The organism is Streptomyces sp. CG4, assembly GCF_041080655.1.
GTDB lineage: Bacteria > Actinomycetota > Actinomycetes > Streptomycetales > Streptomycetaceae > Streptomyces.
In genome coordinates this window covers 4,193,255-4,209,470 of record NZ_CP163525.1, presented here as the reverse complement: position 1 = coordinate 4,209,470, position 16,216 = coordinate 4,193,255, and the positions used below count along the sequence as shown (strand labels likewise).

General features: G+C 71.6%; 17 protein-coding genes. 3 read left to right on the top strand and 14 right to left on the bottom strand.

All coding sequences use genetic code 11. The features are described 5' to 3' along the window. Window positions 1–127 precede the first annotated feature (127 nt). Window positions 128–748: an ABATE domain-containing protein gene (locus AB5L52_RS19150; RefSeq protein ID WP_369365202.1), complete on the bottom strand. Its 621-nt coding sequence runs from the start codon at window positions 746–748 to the stop codon at window positions 128–130. A gap of 79 nt (window positions 749–827) precedes the next feature. Here AB5L52_RS19150 and AB5L52_RS19145 point away from each other — a divergent pair, with 79 nt between their 5' ends. Continuing rightward, entirely contained in the window at window positions 828–1,634 is an 807-nt protein-coding gene (locus tag AB5L52_RS19145) for an MBL fold metallo-hydrolase (RefSeq protein ID WP_369365200.1), read from the top strand. Between the two features lie 20 nt (window positions 1,635–1,654). Here the strand turns inward: AB5L52_RS19145 and AB5L52_RS19140 are convergent, their stop codons facing one another. Beyond that, window positions 1,655–2,620: a helix-turn-helix domain-containing protein gene (locus AB5L52_RS19140; protein WP_369365198.1), complete on the bottom strand. Its 966-nt coding sequence runs from the start codon at window positions 2,618–2,620 to the stop codon at window positions 1,655–1,657. A 56-nt stretch (window positions 2,621–2,676) separates the two neighbouring features. Here AB5L52_RS19140 and AB5L52_RS19135 point away from each other — a divergent pair, with 56 nt between their 5' ends. Further along, entirely contained in the window at window positions 2,677–3,444 is a 768-nt protein-coding gene (locus AB5L52_RS19135) for an MBL fold metallo-hydrolase (protein ID WP_351026976.1), read from the top strand. A gap of 203 nt (window positions 3,445–3,647) precedes the next feature. Here the strand turns inward: AB5L52_RS19135 and AB5L52_RS19130 are convergent, their stop codons facing one another. The 9 genes from AB5L52_RS19130 to AB5L52_RS19090 all read right to left on the bottom strand — a co-directional run bounded on the left by AB5L52_RS19130 (window position 3,648) and on the right by AB5L52_RS19090 (window position 11,743). Further along, entirely contained in the window at window positions 3,648–4,841 is a 1,194-nt protein-coding gene (locus AB5L52_RS19130) for an SPFH domain-containing protein (RefSeq protein WP_369365196.1), read from the bottom strand. Window positions 4,842–4,851: 10 nt separating this feature from the next. Then, entirely contained in the window at window positions 4,852–5,103 is a 252-nt protein-coding gene (locus tag AB5L52_RS19125) for a hypothetical protein (RefSeq protein WP_351026972.1), read from the bottom strand. Between the two features lie 225 nt (window positions 5,104–5,328). Continuing rightward, entirely contained in the window at window positions 5,329–5,643 is a 315-nt protein-coding gene (locus AB5L52_RS19120; RefSeq protein ID WP_369365194.1) for an SHOCT domain-containing protein, read from the bottom strand. 369 nt (window positions 5,644–6,012) lie between these two features. After that, window positions 6,013–7,347: a Dyp-type peroxidase gene (locus AB5L52_RS19115; protein ID WP_369365193.1), complete on the bottom strand. Its 1,335-nt coding sequence runs from the start codon at window positions 7,345–7,347 to the stop codon at window positions 6,013–6,015. Window positions 7,348–7,386: 39 nt separating this feature from the next. Further along, the gene (locus AB5L52_RS19110) at window positions 7,387–8,472 is read right to left on the bottom strand and encodes a hypothetical protein (protein ID WP_369365191.1); all 1,086 of its coding nucleotides are present in this window, start codon (window positions 8,470–8,472) and stop codon (window positions 7,387–7,389) included. Window positions 8,473–8,485: 13 nt separating this feature from the next. After that, on the bottom strand, window positions 8,486–9,019 hold the full coding sequence (locus tag AB5L52_RS19105; RefSeq protein WP_369365189.1) for a hypothetical protein: 534 nt from the start codon (window positions 9,017–9,019) through the stop codon (window positions 8,486–8,488). Between the two features lie 104 nt (window positions 9,020–9,123). Then, entirely contained in the window at window positions 9,124–9,657 is a 534-nt protein-coding gene (locus AB5L52_RS19100) for a hypothetical protein (protein ID WP_369365188.1), read from the bottom strand. Between the two features lie 93 nt (window positions 9,658–9,750). Further along, window positions 9,751–10,320, bottom strand: a complete 570-nt coding sequence (locus AB5L52_RS19095) for a DUF1963 domain-containing protein (protein ID WP_369365186.1) — start codon at window positions 10,318–10,320, stop codon at window positions 9,751–9,753. A gap of 1 nt (window position 10,321) precedes the next feature. After that, a complete protein-coding gene (locus AB5L52_RS19090; RefSeq protein WP_351026961.1) occupies window positions 10,322–11,743 on the bottom strand; it encodes a hypothetical protein in 1,422 nt (473 codons plus the stop codon). A 663-nt stretch (window positions 11,744–12,406) separates the two neighbouring features. Between AB5L52_RS19090 and AB5L52_RS19085 the strand changes: the two genes are divergently transcribed. Continuing rightward, window positions 12,407–12,889: a DUF5994 family protein gene (locus tag AB5L52_RS19085; RefSeq protein WP_369365184.1), complete on the top strand. Its 483-nt coding sequence runs from the start codon at window positions 12,407–12,409 to the stop codon at window positions 12,887–12,889. A gap of 52 nt (window positions 12,890–12,941) precedes the next feature. On the opposite strand, the gene AB5L52_RS19080 is transcribed toward AB5L52_RS19085, so the two are convergent. The 3 genes from AB5L52_RS19080 to AB5L52_RS19070 form a co-directional block, all read right to left on the bottom strand. Next, window positions 12,942–14,135, bottom strand: a complete 1,194-nt coding sequence (locus AB5L52_RS19080) for a PP2C family protein-serine/threonine phosphatase (protein WP_369365182.1) — start codon at window positions 14,133–14,135, stop codon at window positions 12,942–12,944. A gap of 132 nt (window positions 14,136–14,267) precedes the next feature. Beyond that, window positions 14,268–14,780: a DUF5994 family protein gene (locus tag AB5L52_RS19075; RefSeq protein WP_229865389.1), complete on the bottom strand. Its 513-nt coding sequence runs from the start codon at window positions 14,778–14,780 to the stop codon at window positions 14,268–14,270. A gap of 255 nt (window positions 14,781–15,035) precedes the next feature. Continuing rightward, complete coding sequence (locus tag AB5L52_RS19070) at window positions 15,036–16,010, bottom strand: STAS domain-containing protein (RefSeq protein ID WP_079133892.1); 975 nt, start codon at window positions 16,008–16,010, stop codon at window positions 15,036–15,038. Window positions 16,011–16,216: the final 206 nt, after the last annotated feature.

Genomic DNA, 16,216 nt, shown 5'->3' with positions numbered 1-16,216 from the left:
GGTCGCGCCCGCGCGGCGGTAGCCGCACATCGATACGGCCCCGCGCCCCTTCAGGGCGCTGCGGAACCGGAGTGGATTGCGGGGGCTTGTCCCGGACCGCCTCCCTAGGGTCAGTCCTCCCTGAGGGTCAGTCCTCCTCGGGCCGTCCTGTGCGGCGGGCGTAGGCGCGGGCCGCGCGGGCGCGGTCGCCGCAGCGGGTGGAGCACCAGTGGCGGCGGCCGTGGCGGAGCAGGTAGCGGTTGCAGGGAGCGGAGCCGCACGCGGTCAGGCGGTCGGCGTCGGGGCCGGTGAGCAGGTCGGCGGCGTCGGCGGCGAGTGCGGCAAGGGCGTGCTCGACGATCTGGGTGGTCGGGTGGGCCGCCGCCCGGTGCAGGCCGCGGTCGGCGGACCAGTGCAGCAGTGCGGCGGCGGGGACGCGGGTGAGCGCGTCGTTGACCTCGGCCAGGGCGTCGGCGGGGGCGGGCCGGTCCTCGACCCGGGCGGCGAGCAGGGCGCGGATCTGTGCCCGCAGCGCGCGCAGCCGGGTCGCACAGCTCTCGCGCAGGTCGGCGTCGGCGGGGGCGAGGCCGTGGTGCACGAGCCACTCCTGGGCCGCGGCGGGCGTGCCGAGGAGGTCGATGCGGTGGCCTCCGGGCAGGGCGACGGCGCTGTTGGCGAGGTCCAGGGCGGGGTACTGCTCCGCACCCGGCGCCGGCGGGTACGGGGCGGGGCGGCCGGTCGCGCGCACGCTCTCTGTCACGCGTCTCATGGTACGTCTTGCCTTCATCCGTGAGAAGCATCTACTGTCTCTCACGGATGAACTCCTTCTGTCCGTGAGGTGAGTAGACATGCCCGCAACACCCTCCGCCGCGTCCCCCGCCCCCGCCCCTGCCGCCGCCGTCGACGGGGAGCGCATACCGGTCCGTGTCCTCGGCGGGCCGACCGTCCTCATCGAGTACGGCGGGCTGCGCTTCCTCACCGACCCCACCTTCGACGACCCCGGCGACTACCCGTCGCCCAGCGGCCGCACCCTGACCAAGACGGCCCCGCCGCGCACGAGCGCCGCCGAACTGGGACCCGTGGACGTCGTCCTGCTCTCGCACGACCAGCACGCCGACAACCTCGACCACTCCGGCCGGGCCCTGCTCGCGGCCACCCCGCGCACCCTCACCACCCCCGCGGCGGCGAAGCGCCTCGGCGGCGCCACCGAGCCGCTCACCCCCTGGCAGTCCGTCGACCTGGACCGCCCCGACGGCGGCACGGTCACCGTGACCGCCGCGCCGGCCCTGCACGGCCCCGAGGGCTCCGAGCCACTGGTCGGCGAGGTCACCGGCTTCCTGCTGACCTCCGCCGACCTGCCCGGCGTCTACGTCAGCGGCGACAACGCGTCCCTGGAGCTGGTCCAGGAGATCGCCGACCGGTACGGCCCCGTCGACACCGCCGTCCTCTTCGCCGGCGCACCGCGGCTGCGGGTCCTCGACGACGCGCTCCTCGTCCTCGACGGCCGGGGAGCGGCCACCGCGGCCCGCCTCCTCGCCGCCCGCCGCGTGATCCCGGCCCACTGCGACAGCTGGGCCCACTTCACCGAGACCCGAGAGCACGTGGTGGCGGCCTTCGCGGAGGCGGGCCTGACGGACCGACTCCAGCTGGACTGACCACGGGCCGCCCCGCCTCGTCAGTCGCACAGCCGGTCGCCGAGGGGGCTGCGCAGATAGAGGACCGCGTGCCCGTCGCGGGCCCGGGTGAGCAGGCCCGCGCGGTGCAGTACGCCGAGGTGCCGGCTGACCGCGGCGGTGCTCAGGCCCAGTCGGCGGGCCAGGTCGGTGGTGCTCGCGGGGTCGGCGAGCGCGGCCAGCAGCCGGGCCCGGGTGCGGCCGAGCAGGTCGGCCGGCGCGGCCGGCGCAGGCGCTGCCGGCGGACCCCAGACCGTGCCGCGACCGTGCGCCGGGTAGCCGATCCGGGGCGGCAGCGCGGGGTCGACCAGGGTGATGACGCGGTCGCAGAACAGCGACGGACTCAGCGTCACCCCGCGCCCGTCCACCGCGAGATCGCGCTGCTCGTGGCGGAGCGCGTCCACGGCGAGCGTGCCGCCGCGCCAGCACAGCCCCGGGTCGATCCCGGCGAACAGCGCGGCGGTGCCGCCGTCGGCCGGCCGCCGGGCGCGGTGCAGCACGTCGGCCCGCAGCACGGCGTGCATCCGCGGCCAGTGCGGGGCGATCACCAGCGTCCAGTAGGCGTGCAGGGCGTCGGCGATCCGGGTCAGCAGGGCCGCGGGATCCGCGTGCCCGGCCCGCAGCAGCGGGTGGGGCCCAAGTACTCCGGCGGCATCGGCCAGTTCGGCCGCCATGCGCTCGGCCGGGGTGGCGCGCAGGGCGGTGAACTCGTCGGCGATGCCGGGGACGGGCGCGGCCGGATGCGGGGTGAGGAAGTCGGGGATCCGCCGGCCCGGTCCGACCAGCGCCCGCAGCAGGGGCCAGTCGAGCTGTCGTAGCAGCGGGGCGGAGCGGCGCAGCAAGGGCTGGTGCTCGGCGTGCCGCACCGGGTTCTGCCACGCCCACAGGCTGAGCACGGTCTCGGTCAGCGGCGAGCAGGCGAACCGCACCGAGGCCAGATCGTCGACGTCGAGCCGCAGCAGCAACATTCGGCCCACGGTAAATGTCTCGCCGGACCGGCGGACACCCTGGTGGGATCCCGCGCATGACTGCATGTGCGGACGGCTGGTACGAGCTGACGGAACCGGCCGACGGCGTCGTACGGATCCGTGAACCCCATGTCCATCCGCTGCTCCGGGCGAACCTGTGGTGGCTGCGCGGCACCGACCGGGACCTCGTCGTGGACGCGGGACTCGGCGTGGCCGCCCTGCGCCGGCACCTGCCGCGCCTGTTCGAGCGGGATCCGCTGGTCGTCCTCACCCACGCCCACCTGGACCACGTCGGCGGCGCCCACGAGTTCCGCGAGCGGGCCGCGCATCCGGCCGCCGCCGAGGCCCTGGCCGCGGGCGTGCCCGCCAGCCTGTACGGCCCCGAGCTGTACGCGCGCCTCGGCATCGACGCCGGCGGAGCACCCGTACCGGACCTGCTGATCGACGCGCTGCCCCACCCCGGGTACGACCCCCGCGCCCACCGCATCGACCCGCTGCCGGTGACCCGCACCCTCCTGGACGGGGACACGCTCGCCCTCGGCGGCCGGATCCTGACCGTCCTCCATCTGCCCGGCCACACCCCCGGCTGCATCGCCCTGTACGAGGAGCGCACCGGCGCGCTGTACACCGGCGACGTGCTCTACGAGGGCGACCTCATCGACGACCTGCCCGAGTCCGACCCGGTCGCCTACCGCCGGAGCCTGGCCCGCCTGGCGGACCTCGCGGACCTCGGGGTCGCCGTCGTCCGCCCCGGCCACGGCCGCCCCTTCGGCCCCGGCCGGCTGCGCGACCTGGTCGCCGCCCACGCCCGTCGCCCCCGCTGACGATCCGCCGCCGCGTCAGGACCGGGCCGGCCGTGCCCGGACCCCGAGGATGTCGAGCATCGCCCGGGTGGCGGGGCTGGGGTGGAAGCGGCTCCCGGGCCGGACCGTCAATTCACGGTCGTTGAAGCACCCTTGGGGGAGCGACCAGCCACAACGGCGCCGCGGATGAAAGACGACCCCTCGTGGCACAACCGGCGGAGCGACTAGTCGACGTCGACCGGACCGTCGTCCGACTTCCGCTCCTTGCCCGACTGCAGCTGCAGCAGGTTGGTGCTGCCGTCGGCCCTGTTGCCCTGGCTGCCCTGGTTGTCCTTGTCCTGGCCGCCGAGGTTCTGGCGGACCGAGTCGAGGATCGTCAGACCCTGGGACACCAGGCCCGCGGCGATCTCGCCGAGGCCGTCCGCGCCGTTCAGGACGTTGACGTTGGCGCCGGCCAGGCCGCCCGCGGCCTCCTTCACGATCTGCGGGAGCTGGTCGATGAGCATCCGGTCCAGCGCGACCCGGTCGTAGGAGGCCGCGGCCTCGGCCTGGATCTTCATGCGCTGGGCCTCGGCGGCGGCGAGGATCCGGACCCGCTCGGCCTCCGCCTCGGCGGGCTTCACGACCTCGGCCACCAGCTGCTGCTGGCGCAGCTGAGCCTGCCGCTGGGCCAGCTCCGTCTGGGCGTCCAGCACCTCCTGCTGGGCGTGCGCCTGCGCCAGCGGTCCGGCCTGCGCGGCCTGGGCCTGGGCGCGGTCCACCTCGGCCGAGTACTCGGCCTTGACGATGGCGGTCTGCCGGGCGTACTCGGCCTGCTTGCGGGCCGCGGCCTGCTCGGCCTCGACCGAGGCCTGGGTGGCCTGCGCCTGGGCGATCTGGGCCTGCCGCTGGATGGCCGCCTTGTGCGGGGCGGACATCGCGTCGATGTAGCCGGTGTCACCGTCGTCGATCGACTGGATCTGCAGCGAGTCGACGATCAGGCCGATCTTCGCCATCTCCGTCTTGGAGGTGTCCAGGACCTCGGCGGCGAGCTTCTGCCGCTCGGTGACGATCTCCTCGACCGTCATCGAGCCGATGATGGCCCGCAGGTGGCCGGCGAAGATCCGGCCGGTCAGCACCGACATCTGGTCCTGGTCGGAGAGGAACCGCTGACCTGCGTTGATGATGCTCTCGGCGTCGTTGCCGACCTTGAAGGCGATGACCGCGCGGACGTGCAGGGCGATGCCCTGCTTGGTCACACAGGTCTCGGTGACCTCGGCCTCGCACATGGCCAGGGAAAGGAAGCGGGTCTTTCGGAAGAACGGGACCACGAACTTGCCGTGCCCCGTCACCACTCGGAACGGCGCGCCCCCCAGTCCCCGCCGCCCACCCGAGATCAACATCGCCTCGTCGGGAGCGGGAACGCGGTATCCGAACATGCTCTACTCCTCAGCTGGCGCCGGCGGAGTCGCCGCCGAGCGCATCCAATGGATCCACCCACTCGATGACGCCGACCTCTCGGCATCCCCGTGATTCGATCACGAGGACCGTAGCGCCCGCGGGCAGGGGATCCTCGGACCAGGCCAGGAACGTCTCGGAGCCGCCTCGGACCCGTACCAGAACCTCGCCGGGGCCCGCGGATCCACGCGTTCCGATGAGCACCTTGCCCACACAGCCGACCACGGCCTCGTCCTGCGACATCACCGGCCGTCCTCCTCGTCCTGACCCCGGAACTCAGACGATAGACCCAGCCGGTCCGGGACCCAACGGGGTGGTGGTCAAGCGGAATCAGGGCATTTCCGGGGCGAGCCGGTGCAAAGGTTCTTCCCGCTCCTTCGGCCACTGCGGTGCCTGCGAGCGCCGGCCGATCCGCCGAGTGGCCTGCCGGCCGGTCTGCGGGCCGGCGTCGAGCGCGGCCGCCGGGGCTCACTCCGGTCGTGGCCGGTAGGTGGCCAGATGTCTGCGCGCCTCGTGATAGGCGTCCGCGTCGATCTCGCCCGAGGCGAAACGGCGGTCGAGGATCTCCTCCGGGGTCTCCCGCGGTGGCTCTGCCGGTGGTCCCGCCGGGGTACCCGTCGGTGTCGCTCCGGGCAGCCACCCGCGGTACACGTCGTCACCCCGGCCGGCCGGGCGTCGCGTCAGCCGGATCACGGCCCAGACCACCAGCCCGATCAGCACGATCCACAGCAGCGGCATGAAGGCCAGCCAGACCCAGCCGACGTGCCCGTAGTGCCCGTACATCACCACAGCTCACCTCCCGGGAGGCATCCCCCCTCATCTTCCGCCCGGTCCGCCGCCGGTGCCACGTCGGCCCGGGCGACGAGCAGCCCGTCTCCGCCGGCCGTCCGTGCCGGCCTCCGCCCCCGCCGCCGCCGGAGCACTCCGTCGGCTGCCGTGCAGCGTGGCGATCGGCAGGGCTGCCGCCAGGCCGCTGAGCACGATGGCGGCGAGCGCCCCGAGGACGGCGGGCCGGTTGTCGAAGGCGATGCCGATCGCGCCCGGCGCCGGAGTGGCGTTGCGCGCCGACGCGACGCCGGCGTCGGAGCACTGGTGCGGACCGTGGCCGTGCTGCGACTCGTACCGGAGGGCTGTGTGCCCGTCGGCGCGTGGTCAGTCGTGCAGGTCGCCGAGCCAGCGGAGGGCGGTGAGGCTCGGCAGGAAGCAGTACTCGCCTCCTCGGGTGACGACGAACCGCGGCAGCGGGGCGAGGCGCCGGCGCAGCGGCCGCCGGGGGACGACGAAGCCGGCGGAGCCGTCGTGGGCTCCGGTGACGGGGTCCTTGGCGTCGTCCGCGCCGAAGAAGACGCCGTCGTTCATCCACTGCGACTGGACGAACTCGAACTGCCGCCCCGGATGCGCGCCGACGAACGCGAACATGAGCCCGCGGTCGGCCCCGTCGTCCTCCAGGACCCCCTCGGGCAGCGGCGGACCGTAGACGGCGCCGCGGCGGATCATGCGATGCAGCCGCACCTCTCCCGCCACCTCGGCGTCGCGGGGGTTGGCCCGGCGGATGTGGCAGCCGCCGGGTGTCTTGTACCCCGTCGGATCGTCACTCTCGTACAGGAAGGTGTTACGGCGGTCCGGGTCGGCGCCGAGCGCGGGATCGTCGTGCTGCGGAGCCAGCGCCAGCGGAGCGCCGCTGCGCCAGCGCCCCATGATCTTCGCGGCGATCAGCTCCTCGTCCTGGGGCCCGGTCGAGTTGTCCTTCAGATAGCGCCGGAACTCGGCGACCTTCTGGTGGAGTTTACGGAAGACCGCGTAACTGCCGTTGCGTCCGAGGACGGCGGGCTGCGGGCACTGTGTCCCACCGATCTCGTCCCGATACCCGAGGACGAACTCCCCTGCTTTCAGCGGCACTTCCCACTGGTTGGATCCCGGTGTCCCGCTGCCTTCGACGGCCGGATGGCTGACCCCGTCGCGATATCCGAAGTGCTCGGTCTCGGTGGGCAGCGCGTAGCAGTCCTGCCGCCAGATCGCCGTCACGCCGGAAAGCCACTCGTACGCCGGGCGGGCGCGGTCCAGGGCCGCCTCCAGGCGCGCGGGGTCGGGTGCGACCGCGGTGAGCACCAGATGGACATCGGGACCGCCCAGCGGCGCCTCCCAGTGCTCGGGGCCGCTCTCGCCCACATCGCCCAGCGCCCTGGCCCGGGCCGCCATCCCCTGCCGGAACTCCCAGGCGAACGTGTCCAGCGAGGCGCGCGGCACCCCCAGCGCCGCCAGCCCGCGACAGGTGACGGCCACACTCACCCAGGTCTCCCCCAGGGGGCTGACCGGGTCCGCCGCGGAGGTCGCCGCCGTACTCACGCGCCGCATCAACTCCCGCCCCTGCTCCCGGTCGTCGATGCGGAAGGCGAGATAGGTCGCCGCGTAGGGCGTCGGCCGGGGGCTGAGCACCCCACGCTGGATGTCGTCGAGTTCCAGCGCTACGTCCGTGTGCGCACTCACAGTTGACCTCCCAGCGGCCCTGCACGGCCTTGCGCGGCCCTACTTGGAGACGAGGTTGCGCCAGAAGTTCCGCAGGCTTTCGTCCCCGCCGAACAAGGAGCTGAAGATCGTCGAGTCCGCCAGCAGCAGATCGCCCGCGCGGTCACCGGCGGGCGGCATCCACAGGAACATGTTGAACTCGGTGTTGCCGGCCTCGCTGAACGGATGCGGCCGGGTCAGGTCGATGGGCTGCCGGGCCAGCACATGGACGGCGTCAGACGCATCGGCCGTCTTCTCGGCCGTCACCTCGGCCGTCTTCTCGGCCGCTTTCTCGGCCGTCATCTCGGTTGTCACGTCGGTTGTCACGTCGTAGTGCGGCAGATGCATGTGGAAATTGAAGTTCGTCACCCCGTCCAGCCAGCCCTTCGGGTCCAGGTCCCGCACCGTGGACAAGGGGGCGATCCGGTTGCCCTCGCGCGTCGCCGGGCGCAGCCCGTACCGGTTCATGACCGGTACGCCGAGGCCGCGCATCAAGTCCCTGACGTACGTGGCGAACCGCTGCTGCCGGGGCACCAGGGGATCCCCGTGATGGAGGTACTCCATCTCCCGTACCGCCAGGTCGTCCGAGGCGCCGACGTCGTGGTGCGGGCCCAGGACGAGGCGGGCGTCCTCCCGGCCGAGGAACGCCCTCAGGGCCTCGATCTCCCCGGGCCGGGCCGCCTGCTCGGTGACCATGTGGTCCAGCCCGAACACGAACAGGACGTCCGTGTCGTCGAGCACCCGCTCGTCGAGCGGGGTGTGGAATCCGGCCTGGTCGATGCGCTGATACACCGGAACGGGATGCCCCGTGACCTCCTCGACGAACTCCTGGAACGGCACCCAGGCCCAGAAGAACAGCTCCAGCGATCCGGCGATGCCCTGCTGGAACCGATACGGATCCGCCCACTTCGGGTCCTCGTAGTCCGGCCAGGCCGCCCGTCTGACCTCGGTCATCGTGGAGAAGCGGTTGTCCAGCTCGGCCGCGTCGCGACCGGCCTCGGCCGGATAGCTCCACGAGACGTAGATGCTCACCCGCCGCCCGCCGGGGGTGTACTCCCGCGGAATGTGCCGCTGGTTGTACGTGCGCGCGGTCCTGACCTCGCTCATTTTCTTTCCAGCCTCATTGCATCTGATCGAGCATCTCCGACAGGGCGCTCTTGATCCGCAGAGCCTTCTTGATCTCGTCCGCCGTCACATACGGATACTCTCCGTACTCGATGAAGCTCGGACAGTGGTGCGCGCGCACGAAGCGGACGAACGCCTCGGGGTTCGTCCGCCAGTCCGCGGGAAACCCTTCGAGGTTCTCGAAGGCGGTACTCACACCCGCCTTGCCGAACAGCGCGACCGCGTCCTCGGTGTACTTGTCGAAATCGGTGTCGAAGATCCCCTGATACATGAAGCGCGTGTCGTCGTCGAAGAGAACCCAGCGCAGGTAGTGCAACTTCAACGGCGCCAGCAGATACGGATCCTGTTCCAGCGCTTTGGCCAGGTCGTACCCGTACTCCCGCATCGCGTCGGCCCGGCCCGGCTTGACCTTCGCGACGATGGTGAACCCGTAGCAGGCCGGAGTCCGCGGGAAGACGGGGCCGTACTTCCCCTGTTCCAGCTGGTCGGTCTCCTTGGGGATGACGACGGCCTGCGGCTTGATCTCCATGTCCGCCTCCTCCCGCGGCGCAGAAGTGGGACCCCTCTCCAGCCTTGCACCCGGCGCCGGCGCGCGCCTGCCGAGCAGGAGGGACCCGAAGGGCGGCCTGGCCACTAGCGCGTCAGGCCGACCTTGAGGAGCACGACGACCAGGCCGAGCAGCAGGTTGACCGCCCCGGCGGCCACCAGCACCCGGCCCGTGACCCCCGCGCGCACGGCAGCGGCCGTGGACCAGGCGACATGACCGGCCAGCGCCACGCCCAGGGCCAGCCATGCCGCCCCTCTCGGGCCGATGCCCAGCAGGGGTGTGACGGCGACGGCCACGGCCGGTGGGACGGCCGCCTGGACGATGGGCCACTCGGCCAGGCACGCGCGCCGGATCTCCTTCGCGTTCATCGGCACGTACATGATCCGCTCACCGAAGAGCCGGACGCACACATGGGCGGCCCAGAACACCACCCCGCTGCCCAGCAGCAGGAGAACGAGTTCCAGTCGTGGGAAGGAACCGAGCGATCCGGCTCCGATCACCACCGAGGCGGCGAGCAGCGAGCCGTACACGGCACCCGTGTAATCGCGCCGCTCCACAGCGCCGGCCTGCGGCAGGGACGGTTCCTGTGCGGGAGGCTGTGCGGGAGGCCGCCCTTCCATGACTCCAGTGTGGCCACGCCCGCTGCGCGGCGCACGGCCACAGGTTTCCCACAGGTCTCCTGCAGGTCTCCCGCATCCGGACGCCCGCCGCGCTCAGCCGCTCTGCCACAGGAACCTTCCCTCCCTCCGGTCCGGGTCGATGAAGGCGTAGCCGATGCCCGCGTCACCGAAGCCGACGACCGCGCCGGGCAGTTGACCGGAATCGAGCTGGAGCAGGAAGGTCCAGCGTTCCGGTGCCTCGTCGCCCTGGAGCCAGGTCGGGTGTCCGCCCATGTGCTGTGCGGAGGACACGTCCCGGGCGGACGGTGTGAGGCGTGCCTCGTGGCACACCGTGCGGCCGGCCGCGTCGCGCAGTACGGGGCCGGTACGGAGCGGGGCCGTCGTGAGGAACGCGGGGATCCGGCCCGACGGCTGGAGGAGCAGGGCGTTCTGGCCGCCCTCGGGCAGCCAGCTGCGCGTGCCCCGCAGGTCCATGAAGAGGTACGCCGTGACGCGCTCGCCCGGCACACGGAACTGGGCGAGGAACGTCATCGGTTCCCCGTCGCCGGACGAGAGCGGCCACTGCGGGGCGTCCAGCCACGCCGGCTCACCACCCAGTCGGCTCCGGCGGCTTCGCCTGTCGCCGCTCTCCGGGGCGAAATCCAGGGCGTACGCCGGGATCACGTCACGGCTGCCCGAACGAGTGCACCGCGAACGCGCCCAGCAACGACAGGCTCACACCGCCGTTGTCGATCTGCTGCCGCAGACCCGCCGTGACGTCGCCCAGGTACGCCCGGTGGTCCTGCTCGGCCTGCTGGGAGACGACCCGGCTGAGCACTCTCACCGCATCGGCGCGGTTGCGCTGGTCGTCGGGTGCCTGGAGCGCCTGGGCCAGCTCGTCCGCCTGCTCATTGGTGTCGACCACGACGAACCTGACCCGGGCGTTGTTCGGCCACGCCGTGCCGGCGGGGTTGGTGCCGTTCAGCGCGTTGGAGATCGCCGCGCCCAGCGAGCGGTTGCTCTGCCGGTCGATCGGCATCAGGCTCAGTACGGGGCTCTGCCCGCCTTCCGCGAACATGGCCATGGGCCACTCGTCCACGTCCTGGTCGCTCGGGACGTTGTGGGTCCTGCGGTACTGCTGGATCAGTCGCATCGTCTGCCGGCGGCGTTGTCTCGCCTCGTCGGTGCTGCGGTCGATGGTGAGAATCGCCGTCTCCGGGTTCGCGGTCGTCGCGTGCCGGATGTGCTCCGCCGCACTGCCGAATTCCTGCGCGCTGATGATCAGCGTGATATCGGCCTCGTGCACATCGCGCTTGCGGTGCTCCGTGTGGTCATGGCTCTGCTCGGCCCACTTGCCGGGGCCCTCGAAGATGTAGTCCTTCGACGTGCGGTCGCGGTAACTCTGGGACGCCCACATGAAGCAGGCGCGGGGGCTGATGTCCTCGTTGTCGTCGGGGATGTACCAGCAGATCTCGGGCTGTTCACCGGGCCCGGTCGGCGCCGGCGTCCGCCACGTCAGCCGCGACTGATCGGCGGAGCAGTCCCGGCCGACCACCGAGATGGTGCTGAAACCCCAGTACTTCCACCAGCCGCCGTCCGCGTCGTCGCCCGCGGCCAGGCACCGGTCGCTGTTCCTGATCCGGTGGTCCGCGAAGCTCCACTTCTGCGCCTCGCTGTTGGCGCAGGCGGTGTCGACGACGGCGGTGTCGCCCTCGCCCGCCCAGCCCGCCAGATGGGGGCCGGCGGCGTCGAGGCACAGGTAATTCCCGGCACCCTGGTCGTAGCCGCTGACGAGCTGGCCGTACTTGGTGGTGGTCCAGGTCTTGCCGATCCCGTGCCAGGTGTCGCCGGTGCCGCAGGTCATGACGACGTTCTCGACCAGCTTCGGAAGATGCGGTGATTCGTCGTACCCGTGATACAGACAGCGGTTCTCGTACCACGAGCTCGGCGGGTCCACGGCGTAGGCGCGGACCTCTCCCTCTCCGGCGGCGTCCCTCCTGGCCGCGGCACTTCCCGTGCCCGACGCGGCCAGGAGGGCACCGGCCAGCGCGACGATGCCCCACCGGCCCCACCGGCCCCACCGGCGCCGTCGGGCGGTCAAGGTCATGTCATGGGGTCTTACGCGGAGTCGTGTTTCCGCTGTCTCGTGCAGGTCCATGACGCTTGGCTATCGGGTGCCATGGCGTTCGGCATGGCGAACACGGCGCGGGACCCGCCGGTTCACCGGTTCAGTTCACCACCGCGGACCCGGACGTCCTGCTCGGCGAGATCCACACCGCCGAGCGGGTCAGCGCACCAGGCCCACCAGCGAGGACGGAGCCCGGAAAACCCCGCCCGATCCCACCAGAACTTCAGCTCAGGGCCAAACCAAGCAATACGGCTGATGCCCCGCCTCATGCAGCCGATGCGAGAAGTCCTGCCACTCGTGCAGCGAATGGGAGGGGTGGGGCGGTGACCTGGGGTTTCTCTGTGAAGCGTGCGTTGACCTGCGGAAACACTCCTCGGTAGTTCTCACGGGTCAACGCCGTTTCCCGGACTCATGTGCCCTGGATGTGCCCTCCGGGGACCTGGCTGGGGAGGCGTTCATGCCCAGTTTTCGCGCCTAGGGAGCTCTCGACATGCGACGGACGTCCTGTGTGCTGCATCCGTTCCCTCCGGGGCCGGACGAGGGGGAGCTTCGGAGATGCCGTCGCGCGTGACACCAGGAGTAACGTGGCAGGTGCGGGGCGGAGTCCCGTCGTCGCACCGGCCCTACAGACGGGTGGTCATCATGACCAGCTCGGATACACCACCTGTTCCCCGGCGTCTGCCCAGCGGCGTCCACGAGGCGGTGCGGCCAGGGTGTGCGCTTCTCCGGCTGGAAACGACCGAATCACGCGAAGGCGTCCTCGACGGCGCGTGGTGGCCGCGCTCGCGCGACATCGGTGCTGAGCTGCCCGCGCTCCTGAGCGCCCTCATTGCCCACCTCGGCCCCGTGACCCGTGTGGGACTGGACACCGCGGCCTGGGAAGGTCTCCCGACGCGTATCGCCGTGGACGACCGGGTGGTGCACATCGATGCCTTCCCGGTCGGTGACGACACGGTCCTGATTACCCGGGGCGACACGGACATCTTCTCTCTGCTCGTGGTCCCGCCGGACGCGGCACCGGACGCCGCCCGCGCCGCGATGGCCCAGGCGGTCCGGGCAGACAACATCAGCCAGGCCGAGCAGATTCTCATCGACACCGGGAGCGGGCACGGTTCGCCGGGCTGACGGGCCTGCCGCTGGGCGTGACCGGCCGAGCGGTGTCGGACGGCGGGGGAGATCAGCCGCGCCACTCCACCATGAGCAGCGTTGCGTCATCGCTGGTCTGTCCGCCCCGCGCCTGCTTGAGCGTGTGGGACAGGGAGCGCGTCACCGCCCGGATGCCGCGGCCGGTCCTCTCCAGATGGTTCACGCAGTCGATCAGCTGGTCCTCCCCGAACTCCTCCCCACCGCTCCTGTGCTCCTCGACCACTCCGTCCGTGAAGCAGAGGACTCGGTCCCCGGGCGCCAGCCCCAGCTCGCTGATCCGGGGCTCCGAACCACCGAGGCCGACGGGGAGGGTCGTCGGGGCGGCCAGACGCCGCGCGACGCGGTGGTCGCGGACGAGGATCGGCGGCGGGTGTCCGGCGTTGACCCACTGCACCCGTCCCGTCGTCGTGTCCAGCTGCATCATCTGCGCGGTGACGAAATGCTCGGGACCGAATTGCCTGGCCACGGCGCGGTCCATGAACGCGTAGATCTCCGGCAGTCCGATGCCGGCGCGGCGGGCGTGGCGGTAGGCGCCGATGGCCACCGTGGCCATGGTGGCTGCGTCCAGTCCGTGGCCCATCGCGTCGATCATGGCCACGTGGAGGACGTCGTGGTTGAGCGCGTAGTCGAAGCTGTCGCCGCCCACGTCGTAGGCGGGTTCCAGGATCCCGGCCACAGCGACCCGGGGCATGATCATCGCAAGCGGTGGCAGCAGTGACCACTGGATCTCCGCGGCGACGCTCATCGCCTCACCGCGTCGGACGTCGAAGAACAGGTCGGAGTAGCCGTGCTTGGTCACCAGAAGGTCGGCCACCAGGCCGGAGATCCTGAGCAGCAGGCGGCGGTCGTGGGCGTCGATGCTGTCCAGCGTCACCGCCATGACCCCTACCTGGTCACCGCCGTCCAGCAGAGGCAGATGGATCCGGACGCCGTCTTCCTGGGGCACCTCCACGGGGACCGCGTCGAGAAAGCAGCGGCCCGCCTCGGAGTCGTCGATAACCTGCGGTTCCCCGCCGGCGAGGCACTCACCGGGCAGCGGTACGAGCAGCAGCTGGCCGTAGTCCTGCAACAGCACCTGTGGACGGCGGCCACCGAGCCGCTCCACGACGTCGGCGACCAAGGGCCCGATGAGGTGGGGCGGGAGTTCGTGCGCGCTGTCGAGGATCTTTCCCAGGAGAGCTTCCCCGAAGCTTTCGGACCGGTCCGTACGCTGTACTGCCGTCATCCCCTCACCTGCCGCGGTCACGCTTCGTGTGGGGGCGGGCCAGGATGACGAAGGGTCTGTCGGTGCCATGGCTCCATCACGGGGTCGTGGACGCCCGGCCTGCCGGCCACGGAGTCGGCCGGGTCGGGCTGCTCATCTCGGTCCGGCTCCGCCTTCCGACTCCCAAGCGTTCTGTCCGTCGAGGCCGCTCTCGGCGAGTGCCAGCAGGCGCGGAGCCGACAGTGGGTTCCCGGCGTCGGCGGCGGCGGTCAGCAGCCTGGTGGCTACTCCGACCGGCTCGTCCGGGGGGATCACCAGCAGTTCCCAGCGTCCCACGGTGCCGCAGTCCACGGTGATGGCATGCGCCTCGGCGGCCGAATCGGTCAGGACCACCTCGATCACGTGGCCGGGCGCCATCACCTCCTGCGGAGCATCGGGCCAGGCGGCGGACCCCACGGTAACGCGGGTGACGGTGCCGCTGCTCGGATCCAGGGAGCCGACCAGCGCGGGCAATTCGAGTTCGAGTGCGTCGCAGCGCGGCCACCATGCGCCGTCCAGCGGGCCATGGCTGACGTCCGGCGTGAGGCGCAGCCGGGGCATGGGCATCCGGTAGGAGTGTCCGTAACCTGGCGCGGTAACTTCGGCGGGCTTTGTGATGGCGTTCATCGTGCGATCCCGTTCCGGGCGCTGCTTTCCGGCTGCCCGTGTCAGTCACTCGCCGGGAACGGCGCCGCCGTGGTCGTACGCCCGGAAGTTCTCGGTACCTCCCACGCTACTCCCAGCCGTGGCGGGCGGCGTGGTGCGCAGCCATCGCGCCGAGAGGCAGGCAGCCATCGCGTGGAGGCACCTCGGTACGGCGGACGACGGGTCACGTGACCGCCCCGGCCGGTACGACCGCCGGCTCATCGCTCCTCTGCCACGTCATCGGCGTGCCGAGGGCTGCCCTTCGGCGGACAGGGTCAACACGCAGGGGGCTACGGAGCCGGGCAGCCCGACGACCTCACCCATGTTCTGCCAGCCCCAGGACGAGAAGGCGGCTTGTCCTGCCCGGTCGGCAGGATGCAGCAGGGTGATCCCGAGGGAGGAGTGCAGCTCTGTGAGCAGACGCTGTTGCAGCCGGCGGGCGATGTCGCGGTGCTGAACGTGCGGGTGGGCCACGACCTGGGTGAGGACGACGAACCGTGCGCGGGAGGTGAGCCGCTGGATGATCTCCTGGAGCGTTCCGTCGGACCCCCGGCTGCCGGGGCCTTCAGAGCCCATCGGAAAACCGAAGGCGCAACCGACCAGCACCGTCGTCTCGGCGACCAGCAGGGCGAAGCCGGGGCGGCGGGCGGTGATCGACAAGCGGTGCAGGAAGTCCCCGCGGTTGTGGTACCGCTCGCCCGTGGTGCCTGCGACGGACTCCGCAGCCAGGTCCGCGATGTCCGCGCCCATGTCTTCTGCCTGCCAGCGGGTCAGCCGACGAAGGCGGATCCCGTCCTTGAGGACCGGCTGGTCCGGTCGGCGAGCGGAGTCCTCGGGCGCCCCCGTCGCCGCACTCATGAAGCCGTCGGATGCGGCGGGCGGCACGGGACTCGCGGGGGCCGTAGGGAGCAGCGAAGTCGATCCCGTGGCATCGAGGACCCGGGTAATCTGAGCGCACGGATGGTGCAGCCGCAGGCGAGCGTGGACCCGGCCGGCGCGCTGTGCTGCCGACAGGAGGACGTCCAAGCCCCTGGCGTCGCAGGAGCCGACTGTGGTCAGGTCGATGTCGATCACGGTGACACCGTCCAGCAGACACTGCTCCACTGCGGCCCGCAGCAGCGGCGTCGTGGCCGGCCCGATGTCGCCGGCAAGCGTGACGAGCGTCCGCTCTCCTCGGTTCCGCCGATGGATGTCCAGCCGGGAAAAGGTCATCACGTCTCCCCTCGGCGAGGTTGCGGACCTGCACGGGCGCTCAGCGCGATCCTTGCCGTGATGAGCTTGCGCTGAGTTGCTTCGACCGCGGCGTACATGGCCCCGACCCGTCTCCGCGCCGACCGCTGGGGCGGCCCGGATTCACTCGTCTCTCGCCGAGGACGACCCGGCGTGGTGGCCCGGAGTGCGTGATGCCCTCGGTACTT

What these genes read in the sequence shown, in the direction of transcription:
- AB5L52_RS19120 (WP_369365194.1), bottom strand. Translation starts at nt 5,643, where the DNA reads ATGTACGGGCACTACGGGCACGTCGGCTGGGTCTGGCTGGCCTTCATG.
- AB5L52_RS19145 (WP_369365200.1), top strand. Translation starts at nt 828, where the DNA reads ATGCCCGCAACACCCTCCGCCGCGTCCCCCGCCCCCGCCCCTGCCGCC.
- AB5L52_RS19150 (WP_369365202.1), bottom strand. Translation starts at nt 748, where the DNA reads ATGAGACGCGTGACAGAGAGCGTGCGCGCGACCGGCCGCCCCGCCCCG.
- AB5L52_RS19140 (WP_369365198.1), bottom strand. Translation starts at nt 2,620, where the DNA reads ATGTTGCTGCTGCGGCTCGACGTCGACGATCTGGCCTCGGTGCGGTTC.
- AB5L52_RS19125 (WP_351026972.1), bottom strand. Translation starts at nt 5,103, where the DNA reads ATGTCGCAGGACGAGGCCGTGGTCGGCTGTGTGGGCAAGGTGCTCATC.
- AB5L52_RS19080 (WP_369365182.1), bottom strand. Translation starts at nt 14,135, where the DNA reads ATGACGGCAGTACAGCGTACGGACCGGTCCGAAAGCTTCGGGGAAGCT.
- AB5L52_RS19105 (WP_369365189.1), bottom strand. Translation starts at nt 9,019, where the DNA reads ATGGAGATCAAGCCGCAGGCCGTCGTCATCCCCAAGGAGACCGACCAG.
- AB5L52_RS19070 (WP_079133892.1), bottom strand. Translation starts at nt 16,010, where the DNA reads ATGACCTTTTCCCGGCTGGACATCCATCGGCGGAACCGAGGAGAGCGG.
- AB5L52_RS19100 (WP_369365188.1), bottom strand. Translation starts at nt 9,657, where the DNA reads ATGGAAGGGCGGCCTCCCGCACAGCCTCCCGCACAGGAACCGTCCCTG.
- AB5L52_RS19075 (WP_229865389.1), bottom strand. Translation starts at nt 14,780, where the DNA reads ATGAACGCCATCACAAAGCCCGCCGAAGTTACCGCGCCAGGTTACGGA.
- AB5L52_RS19135 (WP_351026976.1), top strand. Translation starts at nt 2,677, where the DNA reads ATGACTGCATGTGCGGACGGCTGGTACGAGCTGACGGAACCGGCCGAC.
- AB5L52_RS19090 (WP_351026961.1), bottom strand. Translation starts at nt 11,743, where the DNA reads ATGACCTTGACCGCCCGACGGCGCCGGTGGGGCCGGTGGGGCCGGTGG.
- AB5L52_RS19085 (WP_369365184.1), top strand. Translation starts at nt 12,407, where the DNA reads ATGACCAGCTCGGATACACCACCTGTTCCCCGGCGTCTGCCCAGCGGC.
- AB5L52_RS19130 (WP_369365196.1), bottom strand. Translation starts at nt 4,841, where the DNA reads ATGTTCGGATACCGCGTTCCCGCTCCCGACGAGGCGATGTTGATCTCG.
- AB5L52_RS19110 (WP_369365191.1), bottom strand. Translation starts at nt 8,472, where the DNA reads ATGAGCGAGGTCAGGACCGCGCGCACGTACAACCAGCGGCACATTCCG.